This window comes from Cyanobium sp. BA20m-p-22 (genome assembly GCF_024346275.1).
GTDB lineage: Bacteria > Cyanobacteriota > Cyanobacteriia > PCC-6307 > Cyanobiaceae > Cyanobium_A.
Map to the genome: position 1 here is coordinate 1 of NZ_JAGQCQ010000006.1, position 22,891 is coordinate 22,891.

The 22,891-nt window shown below is 66.2% G+C and carries 25 protein-coding genes; 12 read left to right on the forward strand and 13 right to left on the reverse strand.

Annotated elements, in window-relative coordinates; translation table 11 throughout:
- Positions 1-62: 62 nt before the first annotated feature.
- The 5 genes from KBZ15_RS00955 to KBZ15_RS00975 form a co-directional block, all read right to left on the reverse strand.
- Entirely contained in the window at positions 63-872 is an 810-nt protein-coding gene (locus tag KBZ15_RS00955; protein WP_255012688.1) for an inositol monophosphatase family protein, read from the reverse strand.
- A complete protein-coding gene (locus KBZ15_RS00960; protein WP_255012690.1) occupies positions 869-2,287 on the reverse strand; it encodes a BCD family MFS transporter in 1,419 nt (472 codons plus the stop codon). Before KBZ15_RS00960 ends, KBZ15_RS00955 begins: the two co-directional genes overlap by 4 nt.
- Positions 2,288-2,291: 4 nt before the next feature.
- Complete coding sequence (locus tag KBZ15_RS00965) at positions 2,292-3,902, reverse strand: TolC family protein (RefSeq protein WP_255012691.1); 1,611 nt, start codon at positions 3,900-3,902, stop codon at positions 2,292-2,294.
- 78 nt (positions 3,903-3,980) lie between these two features.
- The gene (locus KBZ15_RS00970; RefSeq protein ID WP_255012693.1) at positions 3,981-5,375 is read right to left on the reverse strand and encodes a TIGR03279 family radical SAM protein; all 1,395 of its coding nucleotides are present in this window, start codon (positions 5,373-5,375) and stop codon (positions 3,981-3,983) included.
- Positions 5,376-5,390: 15 nt separating this feature from the next.
- On the reverse strand, positions 5,391-6,272 hold the full coding sequence (locus KBZ15_RS00975) for an undecaprenyl-diphosphate phosphatase (RefSeq protein ID WP_255012695.1): 882 nt from the start codon (positions 6,270-6,272) through the stop codon (positions 5,391-5,393).
- A 170-nt stretch (positions 6,273-6,442) separates the two neighbouring features.
- Here KBZ15_RS00975 and KBZ15_RS00980 point away from each other — a divergent pair, with 170 nt between their 5' ends.
- The 3 genes from KBZ15_RS00980 to nadB all read left to right on the forward strand — a co-directional run bounded on the left by KBZ15_RS00980 (position 6,443) and on the right by nadB (position 9,346).
- Positions 6,443-7,096 (forward strand): DUF3120 domain-containing protein, encoded by a 654-nt coding sequence (locus KBZ15_RS00980; protein ID WP_255012696.1) that lies wholly within the window; start codon positions 6,443-6,445, stop codon positions 7,094-7,096.
- A 130-nt stretch (positions 7,097-7,226) separates the two neighbouring features.
- Entirely contained in the window at positions 7,227-7,604 is a 378-nt protein-coding gene (gene psbU / locus KBZ15_RS00985; RefSeq protein ID WP_255012697.1) for a photosystem II complex extrinsic protein PsbU, read from the forward strand.
- 86 nt (positions 7,605-7,690) lie between these two features.
- Positions 7,691-9,346: an L-aspartate oxidase gene (gene nadB / locus KBZ15_RS00990; protein ID WP_255012698.1), complete on the forward strand. Its 1,656-nt coding sequence runs from the start codon at positions 7,691-7,693 to the stop codon at positions 9,344-9,346.
- A 1-nt stretch (position 9,347) separates the two neighbouring features.
- Here nadB and KBZ15_RS00995 read toward each other — a convergent pair whose 3' ends face one another.
- Entirely contained in the window at positions 9,348-10,274 is a 927-nt protein-coding gene (locus KBZ15_RS00995; RefSeq protein ID WP_255012699.1) for a vitamin K epoxide reductase family protein, read from the reverse strand.
- A gap of 98 nt (positions 10,275-10,372) precedes the next feature.
- On the opposite strand from KBZ15_RS00995, the gene rimO reads away from it, so the two are divergent.
- A complete protein-coding gene (gene rimO / locus KBZ15_RS01000; RefSeq protein WP_255012700.1) occupies positions 10,373-11,725 on the forward strand; it encodes a 30S ribosomal protein S12 methylthiotransferase RimO in 1,353 nt (450 codons plus the stop codon).
- Here rimO and KBZ15_RS01005 read toward each other — a convergent pair.
- Positions 11,712-11,831 carry a cytochrome b6-f complex subunit 6 gene (locus KBZ15_RS01005; protein WP_255012702.1) on the reverse strand — a complete coding sequence of 40 codons (120 nt, stop codon included), beginning with the start codon at positions 11,829-11,831 and terminating at the stop codon, positions 11,712-11,714. The two genes, rimO and KBZ15_RS01005, sit on opposite strands and share 14 nt — an antisense overlap.
- 136 nt (positions 11,832-11,967) lie before the next feature.
- On the opposite strand from KBZ15_RS01005, the gene KBZ15_RS01010 reads away from it, so the two are divergent.
- The gene (locus KBZ15_RS01010) at positions 11,968-13,575 is read left to right on the forward strand and encodes a B12-binding domain-containing radical SAM protein (RefSeq protein WP_255012703.1); all 1,608 of its coding nucleotides are present in this window, start codon (positions 11,968-11,970) and stop codon (positions 13,573-13,575) included.
- An 11-nt stretch (positions 13,576-13,586) separates the two neighbouring features.
- Here the strand turns inward: KBZ15_RS01010 and KBZ15_RS01015 are convergent, their stop codons facing one another.
- The gene (locus KBZ15_RS01015) at positions 13,587-13,973 is read right to left on the reverse strand and encodes a DUF4346 domain-containing protein (protein ID WP_254930049.1); all 387 of its coding nucleotides are present in this window, start codon (positions 13,971-13,973) and stop codon (positions 13,587-13,589) included.
- Positions 13,966-15,156, reverse strand: coding sequence for a GNAT family N-acetyltransferase (locus KBZ15_RS01020; protein ID WP_255012704.1), 1,191 nt, complete (start codon positions 15,154-15,156; stop codon positions 13,966-13,968). The genes KBZ15_RS01015 and KBZ15_RS01020 overlap by 8 nt, the downstream gene beginning before the upstream one ends.
- 74 nt (positions 15,157-15,230) lie before the next feature.
- On the opposite strand from KBZ15_RS01020, the gene KBZ15_RS01025 reads away from it, so the two are divergent.
- Positions 15,231-15,650 carry a hypothetical protein gene (locus KBZ15_RS01025; RefSeq protein ID WP_255012706.1) on the forward strand — a complete coding sequence of 140 codons (420 nt, stop codon included), beginning with the start codon at positions 15,231-15,233 and terminating at the stop codon, positions 15,648-15,650.
- On the opposite strand, the gene KBZ15_RS01030 is transcribed toward KBZ15_RS01025, so the two are convergent.
- Both KBZ15_RS01030 and KBZ15_RS01035 read right to left on the reverse strand, forming a co-directional pair.
- Positions 15,596-16,270 (reverse strand): dihydrofolate reductase family protein, encoded by a 675-nt coding sequence (locus KBZ15_RS01030; RefSeq protein ID WP_255012707.1) that lies wholly within the window; start codon positions 16,268-16,270, stop codon positions 15,596-15,598. The genes KBZ15_RS01025 and KBZ15_RS01030 overlap by 55 nt on opposite strands.
- Before the next feature lie 5 nt (positions 16,271-16,275).
- Positions 16,276-17,235 carry a 6-pyruvoyl trahydropterin synthase family protein gene (locus KBZ15_RS01035; RefSeq protein ID WP_396123368.1) on the reverse strand — a complete coding sequence of 320 codons (960 nt, stop codon included), beginning with the start codon at positions 17,233-17,235 and terminating at the stop codon, positions 16,276-16,278.
- Positions 17,236-17,270: 35 nt separating this feature from the next.
- Here KBZ15_RS01035 and KBZ15_RS01040 point away from each other — a divergent pair, with 35 nt between their 5' ends.
- Positions 17,271-17,906, forward strand: a complete 636-nt coding sequence (locus KBZ15_RS01040) for a shikimate kinase (RefSeq protein WP_255012709.1) — start codon at positions 17,271-17,273, stop codon at positions 17,904-17,906.
- Here the strand turns inward: KBZ15_RS01040 and KBZ15_RS01045 are convergent.
- Positions 17,895-18,164, reverse strand: coding sequence for a chlororespiratory reduction protein 7 (locus KBZ15_RS01045; protein ID WP_254930055.1), 270 nt, complete (start codon positions 18,162-18,164; stop codon positions 17,895-17,897). The genes KBZ15_RS01040 and KBZ15_RS01045 overlap by 12 nt on opposite strands.
- On the opposite strand from KBZ15_RS01045, the gene KBZ15_RS01050 reads away from it, so the two are divergent.
- The gene (locus KBZ15_RS01050; RefSeq protein WP_255012711.1) at positions 18,163-18,864 is read left to right on the forward strand and encodes a DUF6816 family protein; all 702 of its coding nucleotides are present in this window, start codon (positions 18,163-18,165) and stop codon (positions 18,862-18,864) included. The two genes, KBZ15_RS01045 and KBZ15_RS01050, sit on opposite strands and share 2 nt — an antisense overlap.
- Here KBZ15_RS01050 and KBZ15_RS01055 read toward each other — a convergent pair.
- Positions 18,821-19,540, reverse strand: a complete 720-nt coding sequence (locus KBZ15_RS01055) for a glutathione S-transferase family protein (protein WP_255012713.1) — start codon at positions 19,538-19,540, stop codon at positions 18,821-18,823. The genes KBZ15_RS01050 and KBZ15_RS01055 overlap by 44 nt on opposite strands.
- A gap of 66 nt (positions 19,541-19,606) precedes the next feature.
- Between KBZ15_RS01055 and KBZ15_RS01060 the strand changes: the two genes are divergently transcribed.
- Genes KBZ15_RS01060 through KBZ15_RS01075 form a run of 4 tightly spaced genes read left to right on the forward strand, consistent with a single transcriptional unit; the run spans position 19,607 to position 22,891 of the window.
- Complete coding sequence (locus KBZ15_RS01060) at positions 19,607-19,813, forward strand: DUF751 family protein (RefSeq protein WP_255012715.1); 207 nt, start codon at positions 19,607-19,609, stop codon at positions 19,811-19,813.
- Between the two features lie 2 nt (positions 19,814-19,815).
- Positions 19,816-20,208, forward strand: coding sequence for a 30S ribosome-binding factor RbfA (rbfA, locus tag KBZ15_RS01065; protein WP_255012716.1), 393 nt, complete (start codon positions 19,816-19,818; stop codon positions 20,206-20,208).
- A complete protein-coding gene (locus KBZ15_RS01070; protein ID WP_255012718.1) occupies positions 20,198-21,832 on the forward strand; it encodes a glycoside hydrolase family 3 N-terminal domain-containing protein in 1,635 nt (544 codons plus the stop codon). Before rbfA ends, KBZ15_RS01070 begins: the two co-directional genes overlap by 11 nt.
- A 3-nt stretch (positions 21,833-21,835) precedes the next feature.
- On the forward strand, positions 21,836-22,891 hold the full coding sequence (locus KBZ15_RS01075; protein ID WP_255012720.1) for a Rieske 2Fe-2S domain-containing protein: 1,056 nt from the start codon (positions 21,836-21,838) through the stop codon (positions 22,889-22,891).

The following is a 22,891-nucleotide window of genomic DNA, read 5'->3' on the forward strand; positions in this document are numbered from 1 at the left end:
TGGGCATCTCTCCCTTGCGCGCAGTCCACAACCATAACACCTGGGTGGAGGCGAACCAACGATTAGCTGTTCAAGGCCTCGGCCCAGGGCATGAAGCGGCTCAACGTTTCCGGCCTGTCGGCCACCAGCACAGGGAAGTCAGCCGCCGAGAGGTCTGAGCCGGCGGCGATGGCCTCTGGCGACCGCCCCAGCCAGCGCATCGGGCAGTCGAGCTCGCTGAGCACCAACCAGGCCGCGGCAAGGTCCCAGATCTTGGGTGTGGCTTCCAGGGCAGAAACCGTCTGGCCCATGGCCACACTCACCAGATTGAGGCTGGCAACCCCCAGTAGGCGGATTTTTCCAGGGAACCTCTGGTTGGGGAGCTTCTGCAGCACCCCTATCGAGCGACTGCAGAGGGAGGCGCACTCGGCGGCTTGGATCTGATGCGATGGGGGGGACAGGGGACGCCCATTGCGCCAGGCTCCCTGGCCGCGGATCGCCACGATGCGCTGCCGCAGCGGCGGCACATCCAGCACCGCCAGTACGGGGCGGCCGGCTTCAAAGCGCGCCATAGATATGGCCCAGTAGGGGATGCCGGAGGCAAAATTGGTAGTGCCATCAAGGGGATCCACCACCCAGTAGGCCTGCGATCGGGGCACGGTTTTGGCCCCCTCTTCACTGAGCACTCCCTCACCGGGGAACAGGCCCGCTAGCCCCTCCACCAGGGTGGCGTCACTCCAGCGGTCACAGGCGGTAATCAGGCTGCCATCAGCTTTGAGATCGGAGGCCACATGGCCAAAATCAGCCCGCTGACGTTCCGCCACCCGATCGATCAGCTCGGCCAGCCCCGGCATCAGCACTGGTGGAGAAAGGACAGGCGGGACAGTATTCATCCGAGCTCCAGGGCAAGCACCTTGGTGAGGCTTCTACCCGTATCTTCCCTGAACTGGCGCAGGTTGACGCGGCCGAGCAGCTCTAGGGCCGCCAACGCAACCAGCGCCTCCAGGCTGAACACCAGCGCATAGGGGAGATAGGTGGATTCCGGTAGATGCAGGATTGACTGCAACGCCCGGGCCAGATCAAACAGCCCCCCGCCTAAAATTTTGCCAAGAGCACGGGAGAGGGCCTGGGCAAGGCCCCACACCCCCACAAAAGTGCCGGCCGCTTCCGGCAGGGTGAGATCAAGCATCAAAACCAGGGCACTGTTTGTGCCGATGCCAGCCGCCAGGCCGAAGAGCAGCATCACCACCTGGAGCACCGGCACCTTGGCCACCAGGCCCGCCAAGGCGAGCAGCACCAGACTGGTGAGAATCAGCTGGCAACCAAGGCGGGCCGTGGCCAACTTGCCCAGCCTGGGGACGATCCAGAGCCCGGCGAGCAGCAGTCCGGCCAGGGTGCCTATGCCCCAAACCGCATTCAGGGAGGCGGTTGCCGCAATCGGCATGCCAAAAACGTCGGCCCCGTAGCTCTCCAGGATCGGATCTTGCAGGAAAAGGGCCAGGGTGAACATCACCAGAAATCCAAAAAACACCAGCACCTGGCGGCTTGAGGTGATCAGGCCCCAGGCCTGGGCCAGGGTGAGGGCATCTTCCCGCCTTTGTCCGGCCGATCCGGGGGCTTGCTGCTGGGCACCGGGCTCGGCCCCCACGGTGGCCACGACCGTGAGGGCAAGCACCACCAGGGCGACCCGCACCATGAAGGCCAGCAAGACTGGCTCCAACTGGGCCGGATCGGTGACGCCATCGAGCCCGCGCAGGCTGAGGTTGATCGAGATGGCCCCGATCACGATCCCCACCGTGAGCATGCACCAGATCAAGCCCACCGCCCGGGGCCGCTCGGCTTCGCTGGTGCGATCGATCACCAGCGCCAGGTATGGGGTGCTGGCCAGGGAGATCGCCAGGCCATAGAGGGAAAACAGGCCGCATAGCCCCGCAATTGCCAAGGCCAGCTCAGGCTGGGAACCGGCCTCCAACAGCCTGCCGACATGGAAGATCAGGGGGATGGACAGCACAGCCAGGGCACAAAACAGGACCGTGCCGAGCCAGATGTAAGGAATGCGGTGGCGGCCGGCCCAGGGGTGGGCGTCTGAGATCTGGCCAAACAGCACCCGCGATGGAGCCACGAACTGCTCAAATGCAAGGGCTCCGCCCACAAGCAGACCAGGAAAGTTCAACTCACTGAGCATCACCCGGTTGAGCAAGCCGGCAAAAATTACAGCCAGGCAACCCAAGCAACCCTGGAAAAGCCCCAGCCGCAGGGTGTTGACCAGGCCGAGGGGAGTGGGCTGAACGGCAAGGGCTCGGCTCACAGGGTCACAGGGCTCCCTGGGCAGCGGCCTGACAGGCGGGGACCAGGGGGGCTGGCTCCACGGGCACATCTGAGGCCCCGGCAGGCTTCATCGCCGGCAGCGCAACGGGGGCGCAGGATGCAACCTGATCGAGGCCGGTGCGGCGGCGCAGTTCAGCCAGGCGCTTGTTGTAATCGGTAATAGAGGCCGAATAACGCACTTCCGCCTGGGTGAGATCGCGCTGGTTGTCGACGACCTCCCTCTGGGTGGTGACACCGGCCTGGAAACGCAATCGGGCTAGGCGCAACGCCTCCCTGGCCGAAATCACTTCCCGGGAGGTGGTGACGATGTTGCGGTTGTTTTTCTCCAGCTCGTAGAAGCTCTCCTCCACCTCCAGACGGATGCCATCGCGCCGCTGGGCAAAGCGGAACGTGTTTTCCTGGGCCAGCTGCTTGTTCTGGCGTGACTGGGCTGCAGCCGCACCACCATCAAAGAGTTTCCAACTCAGATTGAGGCCGATGGCCGTGTCGTAGTTCGTGCCACTGGAACCCGGCTGGGCGGTAATGACCGACTCATTGCCATCAAAGATGTTGCCGGTGAAGGCGGTGAAGATGTTCAGGAAGGGCTGCACACTACCCAGGGCCGCATTGGCCTGGCTGTTGGCGATCGAGATGTCGAGCAGGGCCTGATCCAGCTCCTCGCGGAAGGTGTAGGCCGCCACCACGCTCTCCTGCAGAGATGGCTGCCAGATGCCGACCACCCGGGCCGGATCCTTGGCCGTGGGGGTGACGTTCTGGGGCAGATCCAGCAGGGCCGCCAGGCTGCGCCGGGCGATGGCCTGGGCTGCCAGGGCATTGGTGAGCAGCTGCTGGTCGCGCGCTAGCTGGGTTTCCGCCTCGAGCACCTCGAGCTTGGTGGCGACACCGGCCTGGAAACGGGCCTTGGCATCCCGCAGGCTGACGATCGAGGCCCGCACCGATTCCTGGCCGATGCGCACCTGGTCATCGGCCTGTTGCAGGTCGAAATAGGAGGTAGCAACCTGGAGACGCAGATCCCGCAGGGCGATTACGTATTGAAACTTGGCCTTTTCAAATTGATCACGAGCGGCGGCAATGGTGGGGGTGCGCTGGGGGTTGATCAGGGCCCACTGGGCCGTCAACAATGTCCCGAAAGCCCACCGGTCCGTGGCAGACGTGCGGGTTATGCCGTTGGCCCCATTGGCTCGGGCTACGCCCGTGGTGAAGGTGGGCAGGGAGTTGGCTTGCAGGTTGAGGCTGGGATACCAGAGGGCTATCTGGGCCCGCAGATTGCTCTGGGCCTGGTCCACCTGGCTGGCGATCGCCTTGAGGTTGGGATTATTGACTTCGGCGAGGTTTTCCACCTCCTGCAGGCCCAGGGGCCGCAGTTGCTCGATCACCACCTGCCCGGGCTTGACCGGCAGGGCCAGGGAGGCCGGGGCGGCCAGATTTTCCAGGCCAGGGGCGAGCTGGGTGGCGGCAGGGGGCACCAGGGCGGGATTGACCCGGGGGCGATAGCCGCGCAGTTTTTTGTTGGGGTCGGCGCCCACGGTGTCTGGTGCCAGGGGCAGGGCAGGACTCGCGGGCTGCTCCTGGGCTCCGGCTACTTGCAGCACCATCGAAGCCCCTAGGAGAGCCAGGAGGCCTAGTCGCGAGATGGGCTTGGGCACACCAAAGGTTCTTGGAATAGACAGATCTTAAGGAGATTGAAGTTGGCCGCCCAGACAAGCGGCCACCAGATCCTCCGCACCCCGAAGCAAAATCACCGGCACGGGCAGCTGCCGCTCGAGCTCGGCTAAGGGCAGGTCGTCGAGAAAAACCGGCTCCCCCTGGCGCAGCATCACAGCCGGCAGCAGCAGGGCCTCACCCAGGTCGCAAGCGGCCAGGCCGCCCAGCAGATCCGAACCCGTCAGCAGGCCGGTGACCACCTGGTCCTGTCCCCAGTAGGGGCTCGGCAAGCCGTGCAGGATCAGCTCCAGCCCCGCCACCCCATTCAGCCGGGTCACCACCGGCTCCAGCGCCTCAGCCACCAGCCTCCCCACCACCCAGCTGAGGCGACGGGGCCTGGCCAGGGCCCGGGGCAGATTGCGGGTGGCCAGGTCCAGCGCTTCTAGGAAGGCGCGGATACTGCCGACGCCATTCTCCTGCTGGGGCAGATCCTCATATTCGCTGCGGGGAGGCAAGGGCAGCCCCGCCATCAGATACCACTCGTCGGAGAGCCAGGCGAAACGGCTGCCCAGGCGTTGCTGGAACTGCAGCTGCAGCGGTTCCACCAGGGCGATCACCTGGAGTGCTGAGCGCCGATCAACGGGCACCAGGGCATCCCCAGCGGGGCGAAAGCGGGTGAGGCCCACCGGCACTACCGCGGCCGAGAGCACCGCCGGCCATTCACCGCCGCCAAAGGCCGCCAGATCGGCCAATGTCCTTTCCAGGGCCTGACCGTCATTGAGGCCAGGGCACACCACTACCTGGGCATGGATCTGCAGATCCCGCTGGTCAAACCAGGCCAGCTGCTCCAGGAGTTGGCCCGCCCGGGGGTTCACCAGCAAGCGGCTGCGCAGCTCGGGATCGGTGGCATGGACAGATACAAACAGGGGGGAGAGCCGCTGCTCCTCAATCCGCTGCCAATCTGCGGCGCCCAGGTTGGTAAGGGTTAGGTAGGAGCCGTAAAGAAAACTCAGCCGGTAGTCGTCATCCTTGAGATAGAGGCTGCTGCGCCGCCCAGGCGGCTGCTGGTCGATGAAGCAGAAAGGGCAGTGGTTATTGCACTGCTTGAGGCCATCGAAGAGGGCCTCGGTGAAACCCAGGCCCAGCCCATCATCGAGATCCTTCTCCAACTCCACCCGGTGCAGGGTGCCGTTGGGGTCTTCGACCTCCAGGGTGAGTTCCTCTTCTCCCACCAGCATCTGCAGATCAATCAGATCGCGGGGACGCCGGCCATTGATGCTGAGCAGGCGATCGCCGGGCTGGAAGCCGAGCTCCTCGGCGATGGAGCCGGGCTCCACCGTGGCCACCACGGCGGGGGCGGGCAGCCTGGGCGTTTCGCCCTCCAGGGCGGCTAGGGCGATGCCCGCTGAGGGCTCATTCCACACGGCGTCAGGCCTTGACTAGGCGCCCACTCTGGCGCCCAGCCAGATCAGGATGCCGATGCCAAACAGCAGCCGATAAACCACAAACACCCAGGTGCTGTTCTGCTGCAGAAAGCGCAGCAGCCAGGCAATCGCCAGCCACGACACCACCGCGGCAGAAAAGATCCCCACCAGCAGGGGCAGGGGACCGCCGCCGGCGGGAGCTGCGAAGGCCTCCTTTAGGGACACCAGGCCCGCCAGCGTGATGGCCGGGATGCCGAGCAGGAAGGAGAAGCGGGCAGCCGCCGGGCGCTGCCAGCCATCAAACAGGGCGGCCGTGAGGGTGCTGCCGGAGCGGGAGACCCCGGGCACCAGGGCCAGGGCCTGGGCCAGGCCCACCCAGATCCCGTCTCGAGGCAGCACGTCGTCGAGCTGCCGCTGGCGCCGGCCCACCAGCTCGGCCCAGGCCAGCAACAGGGCCATGCCAATCGAAACGACGGCGATGGACCCCATGCTCCGCAGCGGTGAGTTGTCGTAGCCCGGCAGCCAAAGTTTGAGGGCCAGACCCGCCAACACAATCGGCACGGTGCCCAAAGCGATGGCAACCCCCAGGCGGGCGGAGGGATCGTTCCACTGGCCATGGCGGCAGGCCCGGCTGACGCCGCGCAACACCGCGGCCAGGTCGGAGCGGAAGTAGGCCAGCACGGCCACAATGCTGCCCAGCTGGATCACGGCCGTCACCGCCACGCCCGGATCACCCCAACCCAGGAGCACCGGCACCACCTTGAGATGGGCCGTGCTGCTGATCGGCAGAAACTCGGTAAGCCCCTGCACCACCCCCAGCACCAGCGAGCGAAAGCAGGCTTCCCAAAAGCCAATCTCCGCGGCGGGCAGCAGCGGCACTTCTGCAAAGGGAACCATCACAAACCAGAAAGGCTGGGGGGACCCTATGGCCCGCACCCTCCCTCCGGCCCCTTAAGCTCAGAAAACTTTCTTTACATCCCTTAGTGGTCGGCGCCCCCGCCAGCGCACTCTTGCCAGCTACCAGCCTGGACTCAGCGCCAGCGGCGGCTCCCTGGAGCAACTCCCGCTTGGGCCTCTCCAGCTTGACCCTGGCGAGTGGGCTGCTGGTGACCCTGCCGGTTTTTCTCCAAGCACCCTGGGTAAGGCTGGCTCCCTTCAGCGCCGCGGTCTTCACCGCGCCCCTGCTGGCCCTAGCCCTGCTACTCAGCCGGCACAGGGACCCCCGACTGGCCCGGGCGGGGGAGCTGCTGGTGGGCTTCTGCGGCAGCTGGCTGGGCGGATGTCTGTTTTGGGGCTGGTTCCGGCTTCACCCCCTCTGGCACCTGCCGATCGAGGCCTTTGCCCTGCCCCTGGCCCTCACGGGCCTCCGGGGTCGCTGGAAACTGGCCTGCTCCTTCTACCTGGGCTCCCTGCTGGGCACCTCCGCCACCGATGCCGCCATGGCGGCCACCGGAGTGATGGCCAGCTGGCCCCAGGTGCTCAGTGCCAGTCCGCCGGAAGCCTCCCTGCTGCTGCAGAGCCTCGCCCGTCAGGTACTTTCCCCCCTGCCCCTGACCCTGGTAATCAGCTTTGCAGCGGCCCTGATCCAGGCCTGCCGCTGGCTTTGGCGCCGGGGCGAGGCCGGCCGAATCTGCAGCGCCGCCCTGGCCACCACCCTGGCCGTAGATGGCCTATTTCTGCTGGCTGCCCTGGGGGCCCCTGTCCTGACTGGGCTGATCTAGTCGGGGAAGCCGATCTGAAGATCTGCAAAAAGCTGGGCCTCCAGTTGCAGGGATCCGGTCCCTTCTCTGTAACGTTGGGCTTCCGGTGGCCCTGGCCGCCTCTCGTCCCGTAGTTCAACGGAGTGTCGTGATGAAACGGCTAGTTGCCTGGCTGATGGGAGGTGTTGTGCTCGCCGGCCTCCTGATCACACTGCTGCTTCCGCCAGCGGCCTATGCCGCCGAGCGGCGCAATCAAATCGATGACAAGATCGCCGAGCGCGCCGGCAAGGTGGATCTCAACAACTGTTCGGTGCGCCGCTTCCAGGACTACCCCGGCATGTATCCCACCCTGGCGGGCAAGATCGTGCTGGGGGGCCCGTACCAAAGCGTCGACGACGTGCTGAACCTCGACCTCACCGAGCGCCAGAAGGAACTGTTCAACAAATACAAGGACAACTTCACCGTCACTGAGGCCTCCATTGCCCTCAACGAAGGCGACGACCGCATCAATGATGGTCAGTACCGCTGAGCCCTAAGCTCACCTCCGCTTGAAAGCCGTCGGGGCCTTCCGGCGGCTTTTTTAGTGCCGGTCCTTGCCGGATGTCTTCTGCCGCCATGCCAGAGCAGTTTTGGGATGTGGTGGTGGTGGGCAGCGGAGCTGCCGGCCTGATGGCCTGCCTGGAGCTGCCTAGCCCCCTGCGGGTGCTCCTGCTCAGCAAGGACAGCGATCCCAACAGTGATCCCCGCAGCAAACCCCGCTCCGCCAGTCGCTGGGCCCAGGGAGGCATCGCGGCGGTTACCCGGCCGGATGACAGCTTTGCCAGCCATGTGAACGACACCCTCAAGGCCGGGGGGGGGCTCTGCGATCGGGAGGCCGTCGAACGGCTTGTGCATGAGGCCCCGGCCTGCGTGGAGCGCCTGCTCCAGCTGAACATGGCCTTTGATCGGGATGGCGACAACCTGAGCACCACTCTGGAGGCGGCCCACAGCCACCGGCGGGTGCTCCACGCCCAGGACCGCACCGGTGGCGCCCTGGTGGAGGCCCTGGAAAGGGAGGTGCAGCAGCGGCCCCGGCTCGAGCAGCGCAAGGGGGTTGTGGCCCTGCAGCTGTGGATGGAAGACGGTCGCTGTGTGGGCTTGCAAGTGCTTGAGCAGAACCGCATCCACTGGCTCAGGTCCCGGGCCGTGGTGCTGGCCACCGGCGGCGGCGGCCACCTCTTTGCCCACACCACCAATCCCAATCTGGCCAGCGGCGATGGGGTGGTGATGGCCTGGCAAGCCGGAGCGAGGGTGCGCGATCTGGAATTTGTCCAGTTCCATCCCACCGCGTTGATGTTGCCGGGGGCCCCCCATTTCCTGATTTCTGAGGCCGTCCGCGGTGAAGGGGCCCGCCTGGTGGAGAGCAATGGCGCCAGCCCCGTGGCCGCCCTGGCGGGGGGAGACCTGGCCCCCAGGGACGCCGTCAGCCGGGCCCTGGCCCGGCGGATGCGGGATCTCGATGTGGACCATCTCTGGTTAGATCTGCGGCCCGTCGGCGGGGCCCGCCTGGAGCAGCAATTTCCCACCATCCTGGGCCGCTGCCGCGAACTCGGGCTGGAACCGACCAGGGCCCCAATTCCCGTAGCCCCCGCCGCCCACTACTGGATGGGCGGGGTGTGGACCAGCCTGGATGCGGCCACAAGCCTGCCAGGCCTCTACGCCGTGGGGGAAGTGGCCTGCACGGGCGTGCACGGTGCCAACCGCCTGGCCAGCAACTCCCTGATGGAGTGTCTGGTCTTTGCCCGCCAGCTACGCGGGATCCAGCTGCCGCCAGCCCCCCTGGCCCAGGAGCCCGGCCGGGAAGGGCAGCCCGCCCCAATCGAGCTGGCCCTTCCCAGTCTGGAAACCCTCGAGCGGCAAATCACCGCCCTGCGGGAGCTCTGCTGGCAGGTGGCCGGGGTGGAGCGCAGTGCCCATCCCCTGGCGCAGGCCCTCCGGCAGGTGCTTCAGCAGCGCCAACAACTGGAAGCCAACCCAGCCTGGCGCGGGCTCCAATCGCTGCGCAGCGGCCAAGTTGGGCTGGTTAAACCGGCCGACGTGCCTGCCCTCAAGGGCCTGCAGGAGCTGCACCAGCGCCAGGTGCTGGCGGGGCTGCTGATCGAGGCGGCCCTGTTTCGGACGGAAAGCCGGGGGGGCCACCACCGCACCGATGCCCCAGCCCCCCAGCCCTTCTGGCAGCGGCACACCGACCAGCAGCTGGGCTGCCCGCCCAGCACCGCCGCAATGGTCTGAATCAGGGAACCGGGGCGTTGAATCCCGAGAGCTGGGCCAGGTCGGCCAGGGACTTAACGCCGGAGTCGAGCTTGCCGTTGATCTCCCAGGAAGGGAATCCTTCGATCTTCTTGGTGTCACAGAGGGCCTTCTGGCTGTTCTGGCCATCGGCGGCGCATTCGATCAGCTTGAGCTTGGCGCTGGCGGCCTGGCCAAACAGCTCCTTCTGCTCATGGCAGTGGGGGCACCAGTAGGCCGTGTACATCACGGCGCCAATCCGGCTGAGGTGCTCAGCCAGGGCAAGGGCCTGGCCACTGCTGACCGTCTCCACCGCCGGGGGCATACCGGCGCGACGAACCGCTGCCGGTCGATCCAGCGAAGCCGCCCAGCCGATGCCCAGCAGGCCTACCAGCAGGCCCACGATCACCACCTGGAAGACAACCTGGCCGCGGTCTTCCCAGTCGCCACCCACCAGGCAGAGCACGAACAGGCCCAGGCTCAGCGTGGCCGAGAGCACGCAGAAGAAGCAGAAGGCCTGGATCTTTACCACCATCAGCCCCATCAGCAACAGGCTGAACACCGCCATGGCCGTGCTGAGCAGCAGCAGCCCCCGCCAGCTGTGCTGGGCCAGGGCAGCTCTGGAATCGTCACGCAGCACCAGCGGCAGGACCGCCATGGTCAGCACGGCCCCGTAGGCCAGCCAGCCAAACAGGGAAAGGGGCTGGCCCAGCACGCTGCCCCAAGGGCTGTTGAGAACCTTGTCGCAGCCTTCAGCACCGCCCGGGCAGCTCAGAGGGCCCACCAGGCCCCAGCGCTTCAAGGTGATGGCGCCGGTATCGATGGCGCCGATGGTGGCCAGCACCGCCATGGCCACCCGGGCCCAGCGCCTGCCTGGATCGCTGCGGCGCCGGTTGCTGTTAAGGCGCTGGCTGAGGCGGGTGGAGGTCACGGCATCGGCTGCATTGATGCCATTCTCGCAGTCCCCTCCCAATGCCCGCGCCCCCATAGGGTGAAGGGCGTGATGCCCGTGGCGCGAAGAACGGATCGATGAGCAAAAAAACCGTGGCCTTCGCCCACCTGGGCTGCGAGAAGAACCGGGTGGACACTGAGCACATGCTCGGCCTACTGGCCGAGGCCGGCTACGGCGTGAGCGCCGATGAGGCGGACGCCAGCGTGGTGGTGGTCAATACCTGCAGCTTCATCCAGGAGGCCCGCGAGGAGTCGGTGCGAACCTTGGTGGAACTGGCGGAGCAGGGCAAGGAGCTGATCATCGCCGGCTGCCTGGCCCAGCACTTCCAGGAGGAGCTGCTCGAAAGTCTTCCCGAAGCCAAAGCGATCGTGGGCACCGGCGACTACCAACACATCGTCAGCGTGCTGGAGCGGGTCGAAGCCGGCGAGCGGGTTAACCAGGTGAGCGCCATCCCCACCTTCGTAGGCGATGAGCACCTGCCGCGCTACCGCACCACCAGCGAGGCGGTGGCATACCTGAAGGTGGCCGAGGGCTGCGACTACCGCTGTGCCTTCTGCATCATTCCCCACCTGCGGGGCAACCAGCGCTCCCGGCCGATCGAGAGCATCGTGGCTGAGGCGCAGCAACTGGCGGCCCAGGGGGTGCAGGAGCTGGTGCTGATCAGCCAGATCAGCACCAATTACGGCCTCGATCTGGCCGGCAAGCCCCAGCTGGCGGAGCTGCTGCGGGCCTTGGGGGAGGTGGAGATCCCCTGGGTGCGGGTGCACTATGCCTATCCCACCGGGCTGACGAGCGAGGTGCTGGCGGCCTACCGGGAGGTGCCGAACGTGCTGCCCTACCTGGATCTGCCCCTGCAACACAGCCACCCGGAGGTGCTGCGGGCCATGAACCGCCCCTGGCAGGCCGATGTGACCGCAGGGGTGCTGCGACGCATCCGCGAGCAGCTAGGCGACGCGGTGCTGCGCACCACCTTCATCGTGGGCTTTCCCGGCGAAACCGAGGAGCACTTCCAGCACCTGCTGGATTTTGTCGCCGAGCAGCGCTTCGACCATGTGGGGGTGTTCACCTTCTCTGCTGAAGAGGGCACACCAGCGGCAGAGCTACCGGATCAGGTGCCCCACGGGATCGCACTCGAGCGCAAGGACCGCCTGATGGCCCTGCAGCAACCGATCGCCGCGGCGCTCAATGCCGCCTGGGTGGGGAAGGTCGTGGACGTGCTGATCGAGCAGGAGAACCCAAGTAGCGGCGAGATGCTCGGCCGCTGCGCCCGCTTCGCCCCGGAGGTGGACGGCGAGGTGAGGGTGAGTCCGGGGAAGGGGGGGCTCTGTGCCGCCCCGGGCACCCTGGTGCAGGTGCGCATCACCGGGGCGGACACCTATGACCTGCTGGGGGTGGTGGTGGGTGCGGCTGCCGAGCTCAGATCAACTTGATGCCTCGCAGCACGATCGAGGCGGCAATAGCGACGGCGATGCCGCCGCCCATCAGACCCAGGTAGATCGCAGCAGCCATGGCTTGCCAAACAAATGCTGACGCCATTACAGCAGAATGGCTGGCGGCCTAGACCCACTGCCAAACCGCCTAGGCTTGCGCCAATTCAACCGGTTCCCCCACCTACCAGCGCAGTCCAAGCGCCCCTGCTCAGCCCAGATTCATCACCAGCTCTGCTGCCTGCATGCGCACCCTCTTCGTCTACCCCGAGTTCCCGAAAACCTTCTGGAGCTACGAAAAAATCCTCGAGCTGATCGACCGCAAGGTCCTGCTGCCGCCCCTGGGTCTGGTGACTGTGGCCGCCCTGCTTCCCCAGCAATGGGAGATGAAGTTGGTGGATCGCAACGTGCGCGAGGTAACTGAAGCCGAATGGGACTGGGCCGAGCTGGTGGTGATTTCAGGAATGATCGTGCAGAAGGCCGACATGGCCGTGCAGATCGCCACAGCCAAGAAGCGGGGCATCCCCGTGGCCGTGGGCGGTCCCTTCGCCAGCTCCACCCCCGACGCCCCTGAGCTCGACCTGGCGGATTTCAAGATCCTCGATGAGGGTGAAATCACCCTGCCGATGTTCATCGAGGCCCTGGAACGGGGGGAACGCAGCGGCCGTTTCAGCTCCGACGGCGTCAAGCCCGATGTGACCGGCACACCAGTTCCTCGCTTTGACCTGCTGGAGCTGGGCGCCTACTCGGAAATGTCAGTGCAGTTCTCCAGGGGCTGCCCATTCCAGTGCGAATTTTGCGACATCATCGTGCTCTATGGCCGCAAGCCCCGCACCAAAAATCCTGATCAATTAGTTGCCGAACTCCAATGTCTCTACGACCTGGGATGGCGCCGGTCTGTATTCCTTGTAGACGACAACTTCATCGGCAACAAGCGCAACGTCAAATTACTGCTGCCCATGCTCAAGCAGTGGCAGATTGACCACGGCTTCCCCTTCAGCTTCGCCACCGAAGCTTCGGTTGACCTAGCGGCCGATGATGCCCTGATGCAGATGATGGTGGAGTGCCGCTTTGAGAGCGTCTTCCTCGGCATCGAAACTCCGGACGAATCGAGCCTTGAAACGGCTGGCAAACTGCAGAACACCCGCGGCTCACTGGAGGATTCGGTCAATAAGATCACCTCCTATGGCCTGCGGGTGATGGCTGGATTCATCATCGGCTTTGACGGCGAAAAAGAAGGTGCCGGCGGAAGAATTGTCGAATTCGTAACCCGTACAGGCATCCCCCACGCCATGATGGGCATGTTGCAAGCCCTGCCGAATACGGCGCTTTGGCATCGCCTTGAGAGGGAAGGCCGCCTGATTGAAGGCAAAGCCTCAGCCAAAGGGGTGAACCAGACAAACCTGCTCAATTTCACACCAACCCGGCCGATTCGCGACATCGCAAATGAGTACGTTGATGCCTTTGGGGCGCTCTACGAACCCAATGCATTTATTGATCGCGTTTACTCCTACTTCCTCAAGCTCCCGCCCCAGCAATGGAAGAAGCTGGTTGTTCCCGGCAGCCGCCCGGCCAAACCTCCCAGCTGGATCGACCTGCGGGCCCTGGCCATCGTGCTCTGGCGCCAGGGCCTCAAGCGCGATACCCGGGTGCGGTTCTGGAAAGCCCTTTACGGCATGTACCGCCAAAACCCCAAGCGCCTGATCGGCTTCATCTCAATCCTGGCCCACAACGAGCACTTCCTGGAATACCGCGCCATCGTGCGGCGGGAAATCGAAGAGCAGCTGGCCGTGCTGCCCCCCGATCCCCCCAAGGCCCCTGCCGAACCCAGCCGGGAGCTCCAACCGGTCTGAATCCGCCCGACTCAGTCCTGCACGTACTCCAGGCCCTGCTCCAGACAGGCCTGGGCCCGTTGCAACTCCCGGCCCAGGTAGAGGGCATGGTCGAGACAACTGAGGGGATGGGGGGATGGTCCTTCCGTGAGGGCAATGCCAACCTGCTTGGCAGTACGGCCCCGGAACACCGCCAAGGGCTGCCGCGGCGCGCCGCCACCACGGCAGCTGAGCACTTCGCCGGTTTCCGGATCGGTGGCCAAGCCGCGCCCGTCGATCCCGTTGCCGTAGTGCTCGACCACCAGCTCCTGGGCCTGGGGGTCGATGCGAATCAGGAAATAGCCCGCGGAATCAAGGGCGATGAACCGCTGGGATAGCTGGTCATCGAGCTGCTGACGGGTGGGGGGCTGGTCAGGCATGGGGAGGATCGTAGGCAGCCGTGAAGGGCAGCTCCGCATTCATGGCAGCCATCGCCTCGGCCATTTCGGCATTGGCCCCTGGCAGCCACTGGCGCAGGATCGCCGCAAAGCGAGGATCGCTCCAGCGATGCAAGCTGACCCGGGGCTGGGCCACGAAGCCCCGGCGCCTCTTGTGGCTGCCGCCGGCCCCAGGATCGAAGTGGCGGATGCCGTTGGCAATCGCCCAGGCAATGGGCGCGTAATAACACACCTCGAAATGGAGGCAGTCGATCTCTGCGTCGCTGCCCCAGTAGCGGCCCCAGAGCTGGTCATCACTGCGAACACACAGGGACATCGCCACAGGGTCGCCGGGATCCTGCCGGTGGGCGCTGAAGAGCACCAGGTGGCGGCGCAGGGCCGGATCCACGGCCAGGGCCTCAAAGAAGGCCTCGCTGAGGTACTTGCTGCCCCAAGCGCCCCAGCGGCTGCAGTGCTGGGCGTAGAAGTGGTGCATGCGTCGCAGCAGCTGCGGCGGGATGGTCTCCCCCGCCAGGGCAGTGACCTCCAAACCCGCGGCCGCCACCGCCAGCCGTTCCCGCTTGATGTTGCGGCGCTGGTTGGCGTTGAAGCTGGCCAGATAGGCGCCAAAATCGGGGAATCCGGGGTTGGTCCACAGGCTCTGCTGGTTGACCCAGGCGGCGCAGCCGGCAGCTTCGGCCAACGGCTGCCAGGCAGGGTCGACGTAGAGAAAGTTGCAGCTGAGAATGGCGTTCTGGCGACAGAAGCCATCGATCAGCTCCATCATCAGGGCGGTGATCGCAGCGGAGTCCTCGGCGGGGTCGATCAAGAAGCGATAGCCCTGCACCGGGCTCACCGGACTCATCCCCACCAACTTCGGGTAATAGCTCAGGCCCAGCTGGCCGGCGAGCTGGGCGAAGCTCTGGTCAAACACGAATTCGCCGTAGCTGTGACCCTTGAGATACAAGGGGGCCACCGCCACCAACTGCCCAGCCCGCCACAGGCCCAGGTGGCACCCCTGCCAGCCTTGGCGGGGCACGATGCTGGCGCTGGCCTCGAGCTGCTGCAGCCAGCGCCAGCGGTAGAAGGGCAGACCCTGGGGATGGGCAGCGGCCAGCAGGGCATCCCAACTGAGCTCGGGGATCGCGGCGAGGCTCTGGTGCCAGCGGGCCTGCAACTCAGCCATGGCAGGCAAAATGGCCGATAGGGAGGCTAAGGGGCAAAACTAGCCAAAGCTGCACCACCTCGGTGCCCCAACCCATGCCGGCCCTGCTGGCCAACCTGCTTGCCCCTGCCTTGCTGGCACCTGCCTTGCTAGCAAACGCGCTGCAGGCAAACCTGTTGTTGCCGGTGCTGCAGCTGCTGCGCCCCCAGCTCGAACAGCGGATCAAAAGCGTCTGTGTGGAAACAGCGGCGGCGGGCAATGGCAACCTGGCCGCCCAGCTGGAAGAACCCTGCGCCCAACTGGCCCGCCCCACCAGCAAGTGCCTGGTGGAGGAAACCGCTGAAAGCCCCCGCAGCCTGGCGGTGCTGGGCGAGATGGTTCGCGGTGATTTTGGTGCCGACAGCGAGGTGGTGGTGAAACGCTGCCTGGCCCGCATGCTGGGGCTGCCGGCCAACAGCCTTCAACCCATCCCACTCAAGGAGCTGGTGCAGGGATTCGCCAAACCCCGCCGGTAGCTCAGCAGCAACTCATCGCCCTCCAGCCGGCGGTGCTCCTGCAGGTGCCAGTCACCCCTCCCGATCGCCGCCTGCAGGGGCAGCCAGAGGTGGGGCCCGCCCAGCAGCCGGGGACAAAGGCTGAGCTGCAGCTCGTCAATCCAATCCCCCGCCAGCAGGCTGCCGGCCAGGGCCGCGCCCCCCAGCACCACCAACCGCATCAAACCCCGCTCCGCCAGGGCATCGATGGCGGCGGCCCAGCCATCCCAATCCAGCCTGGCCTGGAAAGCCGGGAAAGGGGGCGCCTGGGGCGGAGCCAGCAACCAGCGCTCGAGGGGCTGGCGCCAGAACGGCAGCTCGAGCGGAATGGCGGCAGTGCGGCTCACCACCACCGCCACCGGCTGGTCAGAGCGGCCGGCGGCAGAGCGCTGGGCCCGCAGATCCTGGGCGTGGATCAGGCAGGTGCTGCCGTGGCGGCGCAGGGTTTCGGCGCCGATCAGGCAGCCATCGGCCCAGGCCAGGGCCTCCTCGAGCACCCGGCGATCTCCCGGGCCACCCAGCTGGGCAGCGCCCCCTTCGGGGGGCGCCAACCGGCCATCCAGACTCACCGCCAGCACCAGCCGCAGCACTGGCCGCAGCATGGGCCTCAGCCGGCCACCAGGGCTTCCAGGGCCGCGGGCACCATCTCGAGCTGGGGGGTTTCAGCGAACACCTCGGCGGCGTTGTTGGGGCTTTCCTGCAGGCGCACCTTGTGCAGCCGGGCACCGCTGGCGGCGATCGGTGCGGTAAGCAGATCGGCAATGTGCAGGGCGATGTTCTCGGCGGTGGGCACGGTGCTGGCGAAGTGCTCCACGTCCTTGTTGAGAAAGGTGTGGTCGAAGGGCTCCACCACCAGCTCGTCGACAAGCCGCTGCAGGGCCGCCAGATCACAGACCATGCCGGTGCGGGCATCGATCGGGCCGCGGACGGTGACATCGAGCAGGTAGTTGTGGCCGTGGCCATGGGGCCGGGCGCACTTGCCATAGATGGTTTCGTTTTCGCCCTGGGAGAGCTCGGGCCGGGCCAGGCGATGGGCGGCGGCGAAGTGGGTGCGGATCGAGAGGAAGGCTTCCATGGGGGTCGGGTCGGGGCTGGGGGCGAGCAGGTCGACCCAGAGCGTGTCGGTTTCGTGCAGGCGCAGCCCCACTAGGGGCAGCTGGGGGGCCAGGCGGGTCCAGATGGCCTGGCAGAGGGCCTCGGTGGTGGGCAGCCGCCCCTCCGGCCGGCCCAGATCAAACTCAGGCCAGGCTTCATTGAGGAAGCGGAAGTCGAGCTGGTCTGTGACCTCCGCCCGGATGGCGTGCTTCACCTCAGAGAGGTTGAGCACCATGCCGTCGCCGTCGAGGGCCCCACCCATCGCCACGATCAGGGTGTAATTGTGACCGTGGCCAGGGGCCAGGCTGCAGGGCCCAAAGCGGACTCGGTTCTGCTCGGCAGTGAGCTCGGGCAGCCAATAGAGATGGCTGGCACTAAAGCTGGCCCGGCGAGTGATCACGCAAGGGCGACCCCGGCCATGGCTGGGACGTGGTGCTGACGCCGTCATCGCCCGGGGTTGGTGGCTCTCCATCCTAGAAACGGGCCCTGGGCCCTGGCGTCGCTGGCATGACCTCCCCCCCCCATCCCACCCATCAGGCCCTGGCCCAAAGGCTCAAGGGTCTCAACATCTATCTCGTCGGCATGATGGGGGCTGGCAAGAGTGCGGTGGGCCGCCCCCTGGCCCAATCCCTGGGCTACCGCTTCCTCGATGCCGATGACGCGATCGAACAGGTGGCCGGCCGCACCATCCCGGAAATTTTCGCCAGCGACGGGGAAGCTGGGTTTCGCGACCTGGAAACGGCGGTGCTGGGCCAGATCGCCGGCTGGCACTCGCTGGTGGTGGCCACCGGCGGAGGGGTAGTGACCCGGCCGGAGAACTGGGGTCACATGCGCCAGGGGGTGGTGGTGTGGCTGGATGCGCCCGCATCTCTGCTGCTGGAGCGGCTGCGCCGCGATCCCACACCGCGGCCCCTGCTGGAGGCCGTAGACCCCACCGTCCGCCTCGGAGAGCTGCTGGGCCAGCGCCAGCCCCTCTACGGGCAGGCCGACCTGCGGATCCAGCAGGATGGGGCCGATCCCGGCCAGGTGGCCGGCCAGGTGCTGGCAGGGCTGCCGGCCATCCTCAAGCAACCGGCTGCCGCGCCCCAGGCCCCGATCAGCCTGCGCAACGCCGATGGCAACAGCACCGCCTCACTCAACTGAGCCCGGGGGCTCGATCCGCACGGCGAACCACTGGATCGCCCGACCAGGGGCAAGCTCGAGTTCGCAGGCCGTTGCCAGCAGCCGCTCGGCCCGTTCAATTGAGGTGGCCAGGACCGCCAGGTCGGCCGGCATGGGCTCGAGCTGCTCGAGCTTCCCCTCAAGCCAGGCCAGGGTTTCGGCCGCAGTGAGAATTTGCTCAGCCCCGGCGGGTTCGAGCACCACGTAATGATCAAGCTCCCGCAGGAGGGGATCGGACATGGCAGCAGCCCTATTGGCACCCATCCTGGCGCTGCTGCTGGCGGTGAGCTCGACCGCTCTGGCGGATCGGGCCAGCATCTGGCCCGAGTGGCGCCTGCCGGCGCCGCTGGCCCGCCCCTTAAACCTGCCGGGGCAACGGGATCTCACCTACCCCGCCTGGATGGAGGGCCGCTGGCAGCTACACAGCGACAACTTCGATGTGGTGGTGCAATTTGCCGCTGACGCCAACGGTGCCGTGGTGGGCGACCGGGCCGGCAACGCGGCGGCGATCGGGCGGGCGCTGCTGGGGGAAGCCCTGCTGGAGGTTGCGGACGACCCCGCCAACCCCAACCGCCAGATCGCTTTGCTGCGCGGCAACCAGCGGCTCGAATCCACGGTGGTGGGGCGGCGCAGCGAAACGCCGGATGGGGATCACTTCTGGGCCGATGAACTGGCCCTGCAGGTGCTGCATGGGCCGGGCGATCCGCGGGTGAGCCGGGTGGAAACCCTCAGCCACTACAGCCGCCACAGCGACGGCAGCGTGGGCGCCGAGCAATGGCAGGCCAGCTACCCCTCGCCCGCCCTGGGGTTGGCCGCAGCGGCCAGCAGCAGCAACCACTTCAGCCTCGAGCTGACCCCGGTCAACCCTGATGCCCAAGCCAAACCAGAGGCTCGAGTCAGCCCCTGCCAGCCTCCGCCGCAATCCGATCCCGCCAGTTGAACAGGGGCTCGAGCAGGGGATGGTCGAAGATTCCACCCACGCCAAGACCCGCCAGGGGGACGCCGCTGCTGGGGGGAAATTTGAGCAACCCCAACTGGGCCACCACGGCCAGATCGGCCAGGGAGAGGCGGTCGCCCACTAGATAGGGCTGGTCGCCCACCAGCACGGCGAGCTGCTCGAGGTTGGTCTGCAGTTGCTGGCGCTCGGCTACGCCAATCACGCTGGCCAGCGCCTCGCCCACACCAGCCAGCACCCCGCCCGGCAGGCTGGTCACCAGTTGGCGCAAGGGGCCCGGGGTGGAATCGGGCAGCAGGGCAGAGCGGAGCTGGGCGTCGCTGGCCGCGGCCTGCACCAGGGCCAGCCGGCAGCCCGCCGCCAGGGCCGTATCGGCCCAGTCTTCAACCAGCAGCACCCTGGCCCGCTCCGCCGGAGCCTCGGGGAGCAGTTGGGGCTCGGGCTGGTGCCGCTCGAGATAGAGGGCAATGGCGGTGGAATCGGCGATCACCTCAGAGCCATCCACCAGCACGGGCACCTGGCGTTGGCCGGAGAGACGGAACAGCTCCAACTGGCCCAGGCCAGGGCTCACCTCCACGACGGTGTAGTCGAGCCCTTTGACCGCCAAGACCAGCCGCACCTTCTCGCAGAAGGCGGAATGCCTGAACTGATACAGCTCCATCGGTCAAATCCAGCCTCTGGGCGGCAGAGTAGCCAGCACGCAGCAACGACCGACCTAGCCCGCCCGATGAAGGACTTTTTCCTCAATGTGACGCGCTACCCGCGCTACCTGGTGGCCTTTGGCCTGGGTTTGGCCAATTCGGTCTTCGAGCCCCTGGCCGCCAGGGGCCGCAATCCGGTCACGGCCGTAGCGCTGATTGGTGCCAGCATCAGCGGCCTGCTCGGCCTCGCCCTGATCCTGCATGCGATGGTGCATCCCACACCGCTGGCATAGCCATGGCACAGAGCCGAAGGGTGGAGCGGGTGGCTTCCCTGATCCGCCGGGAAGTCAGCGAACTGATGATTGGTGGGATCAAGGACGACCGGGTCAACCAGGGAATGGTGAGTGTCACCAGCGTCGAGGTGGCAGGCGATCTGCAGCACTGCAAGATTTTTGTCAGCGTCTACGGCAGCGAGGAAGATCGGGCCCAGGCCATGGCGGGCCTGGGCTCGGCCAGCGCCTATGTCAAAGGGGAGCTGGGCCGGAGGCTGAAGATGCGGCGCACGCCCGAGGTGGTGTTCGTGCTGGATCGGGGCATCGAGAAGGGCACCTCGGTGCTGGGCTTGCTCAACCGGCTCGAGGGGGAGCGACAAACCAAGGGCGAACCAGCCGAAGCCAGTGAGTTCTGAGGCCGGGCCAGACACCGGCGCCAGGCCCGATGGGGCCCTGCTGCGGCTGATCCACCAGCTGCTGGTGGTGCGCACCAGCGGCAAACTGGCGGATCACCAGCGCGGCTATCCCCGCTGGGAGTTGGCCAATGCCGAACTGCGCAGCTTGCTCGAAGCCGGCGTGGGCGGCGTGATCCTGCTGGGGGGCAGTGCGGCCGAGCTGGCCCTGCGCTGCGCCCAGCTCGGCCGCTGGGCCGGCCAACCCCTGCTGCTCTGCGCCGACGTGGAGGAGGGGGTGGGCCAGCGCTTTGACGGAGCCACCTGGCTGGTGCCGCCCCTGGCCCTGGGCCGGCTCTACGGGCGGGAGCCCGAGCGGGCCCTGGCCCTGGCCGAGCGCTACGGCCGCTGCACCGGCCGGGAGGCCCGGGCCCTGGGGCTCAACTGGGTGCTGGGGCCGGTGTGTGACGTCAACAACAACCCCGCCAACCCGGTGATCAACGTGCGGGCCTGGGGAGAGGATCCGGCTACGGCAGGCACCCTGGCGACGGCCTTCCTGCGGGGCGTGCAGGCAGAAGGGGTGTTGAGCTGCGCCAAGCACTTCCCCGGCCACGGGGATACCAGCAGCGATTCCCACCTCACCCTGCCCCTGCTGGCCCACAGCCGGGAGCGGCTGGCGGCGATCGAACTGCCCCCCTTTCAACAGGCGATCGCCGCCGGGGTGGCCTCGGTGATGACAGCCCACTTGATGCTGCCCGCCCTTGATGGCGAGCGGCCAGCCACCCTGTCCAAGCCTGTGCTCACGGGCCTGCTGCGCCGGGAGTTGGGCTTCGAAGGCCTGATCGTTACCGATGCCCTGGTGATGGACGCCATCACCGGCCGCTACGGCGCCGGCGAGGCTGCGGTGCTCGCCCTGGAGGCCGGCGCCGACCTGGTGCTGATGCCCGCCGACGCCGGCGCCGCCATAGGGGCCATAGCGGCAGCGCTGCAGGGCGGGCGCCTGGACCGGAAGCAACTGGAGGCCAGTGCCGAGCGGCGGCGGCGGGCCCTGGCGGGGCTCGGGGCTGGGGCGCCAAGCGCGAGCCGGCCCGACCCCGAAGCCGCCGCCCAGCCCGACCAGGCCCTGGCCCTGGAGCTGGTGAGGGCCACCCTGGAGGCCAGCGCCGGAGGGGGAAGGCCGTCCCAGCCCGGGGTGAACCTGATCCGGCTGGATTCGGCCCTGGCCGCCCCCTTCCTGCCAGCCACAGCCCCGGCCGTGGCCAAACCGGAGGCCCAGGGCTGGCGCACCGTGCTGGTGGAGGGCCGCAGCCCCAGCCCCTGGAGCGGCCTGGCCGAGGCGCCGCTGGCCCTGGAGCGGCTGGGGCCTGGGCCGGTGTTGCTGCAGCTGTTTGTGCGGGGCAATCCCTTTCGCGGCAGCGCCAACAGCGCCGAGCCCTGGCCCGCAGCCCTGCGCCAACTGGCCGCCTGCGGCCGCCTGGCGGGGCTGGTGGTCTACGGCAGCCCCTACCTCTGGGACCAGTTGCAGCCCCTGCTGCCGCCTGGCATAGCCGGGGTCTACAGCCCCGGCCAGATGCCCCTGGCCCAGGCCGAAGCCCTGGCAAGGCTCGGCATGGGAGAGGATGGTGGGCAAAATATATTTACAACCTAATAGATGGTTCCATCTTCCGGCAATTCAAACCACTTAAAAGGCGCCTGGTATCCAGTTGCTCGCTCAAGGGCGATCAAAAAAAATGTGCTTTACAAGTCAAAAGTTGCCGACATACCAATTGTACTAACCAGGCTGGGCAAGCCCTTCGCCCTGGTTGATAGCTGCCCCCATCGGGGCTTCCCCTTGAGCTATGGATCCATTGATGAAAATGAAATCCAATGCAAATACCATGGCTGGAAGATCAATGCAATCAATGGGGACTGCATCTCCATTCCCTGCCTCACCGAAGCCCAGAAGAAGCTGGGCATTGAGAACAAAATAAAATCCCAGTCCCTGGCTTGCGTCGAGCGCGGGGGAATGACATGGGTTTATATCCCCTGCGGCAAAGAGAGGGCTTACACGTGTCTTGAATCGCTGCCGGCCAGCTTTGATCGGGATCCGGACGTATACATCGAAAAGATTTTCAAAGCTGACATCGATCAATCAACAATTGGCCTCATCGACCCCGTGCACGTGCCTTTTGTGCACACCAGCAGCTGGTGGAAAAAAACAAATCCCCAAGACTTCAAAATCGAGCAAAGAGACTTTGAACCCAGCCAGCGCGGCTTCACCCTCAAGCAACACGTCATCACCAATTCAGGAAAACCCTACAAGCTGCTAGGCGAACCAGTAGAAACGGAAATACGCTTTGAGCTGCCCTCTCTCCGCCTAGAAATCATTCAAGGCACGCGCCATGCCGCCTGTTCCCTGACGGTGCTTGCCCCAATCGACCAGCAGACAACCAGGGTGCATCAATGCCTTTACTGGAGCTCACCCTGGCTGTTGCCGCTCAAGCCGATCCTAAAGGCACTTGGAGATACATTTCTAGATCAAGATCGCGTCATCGTCGAACAACAACAAGAGGGGATTGCCCACAATCCTGTATTGACATTGGTTGAGGGTGCGGACACCCAAGCCAAGTGGTATTTACGAATTAAACGCGAAATGGAACGCTGCCAAAGTGAGGGGATCCCCTTTGCAAATCCCCTCACGCCGGCCAGTCTGGAATGGATGAGCTGA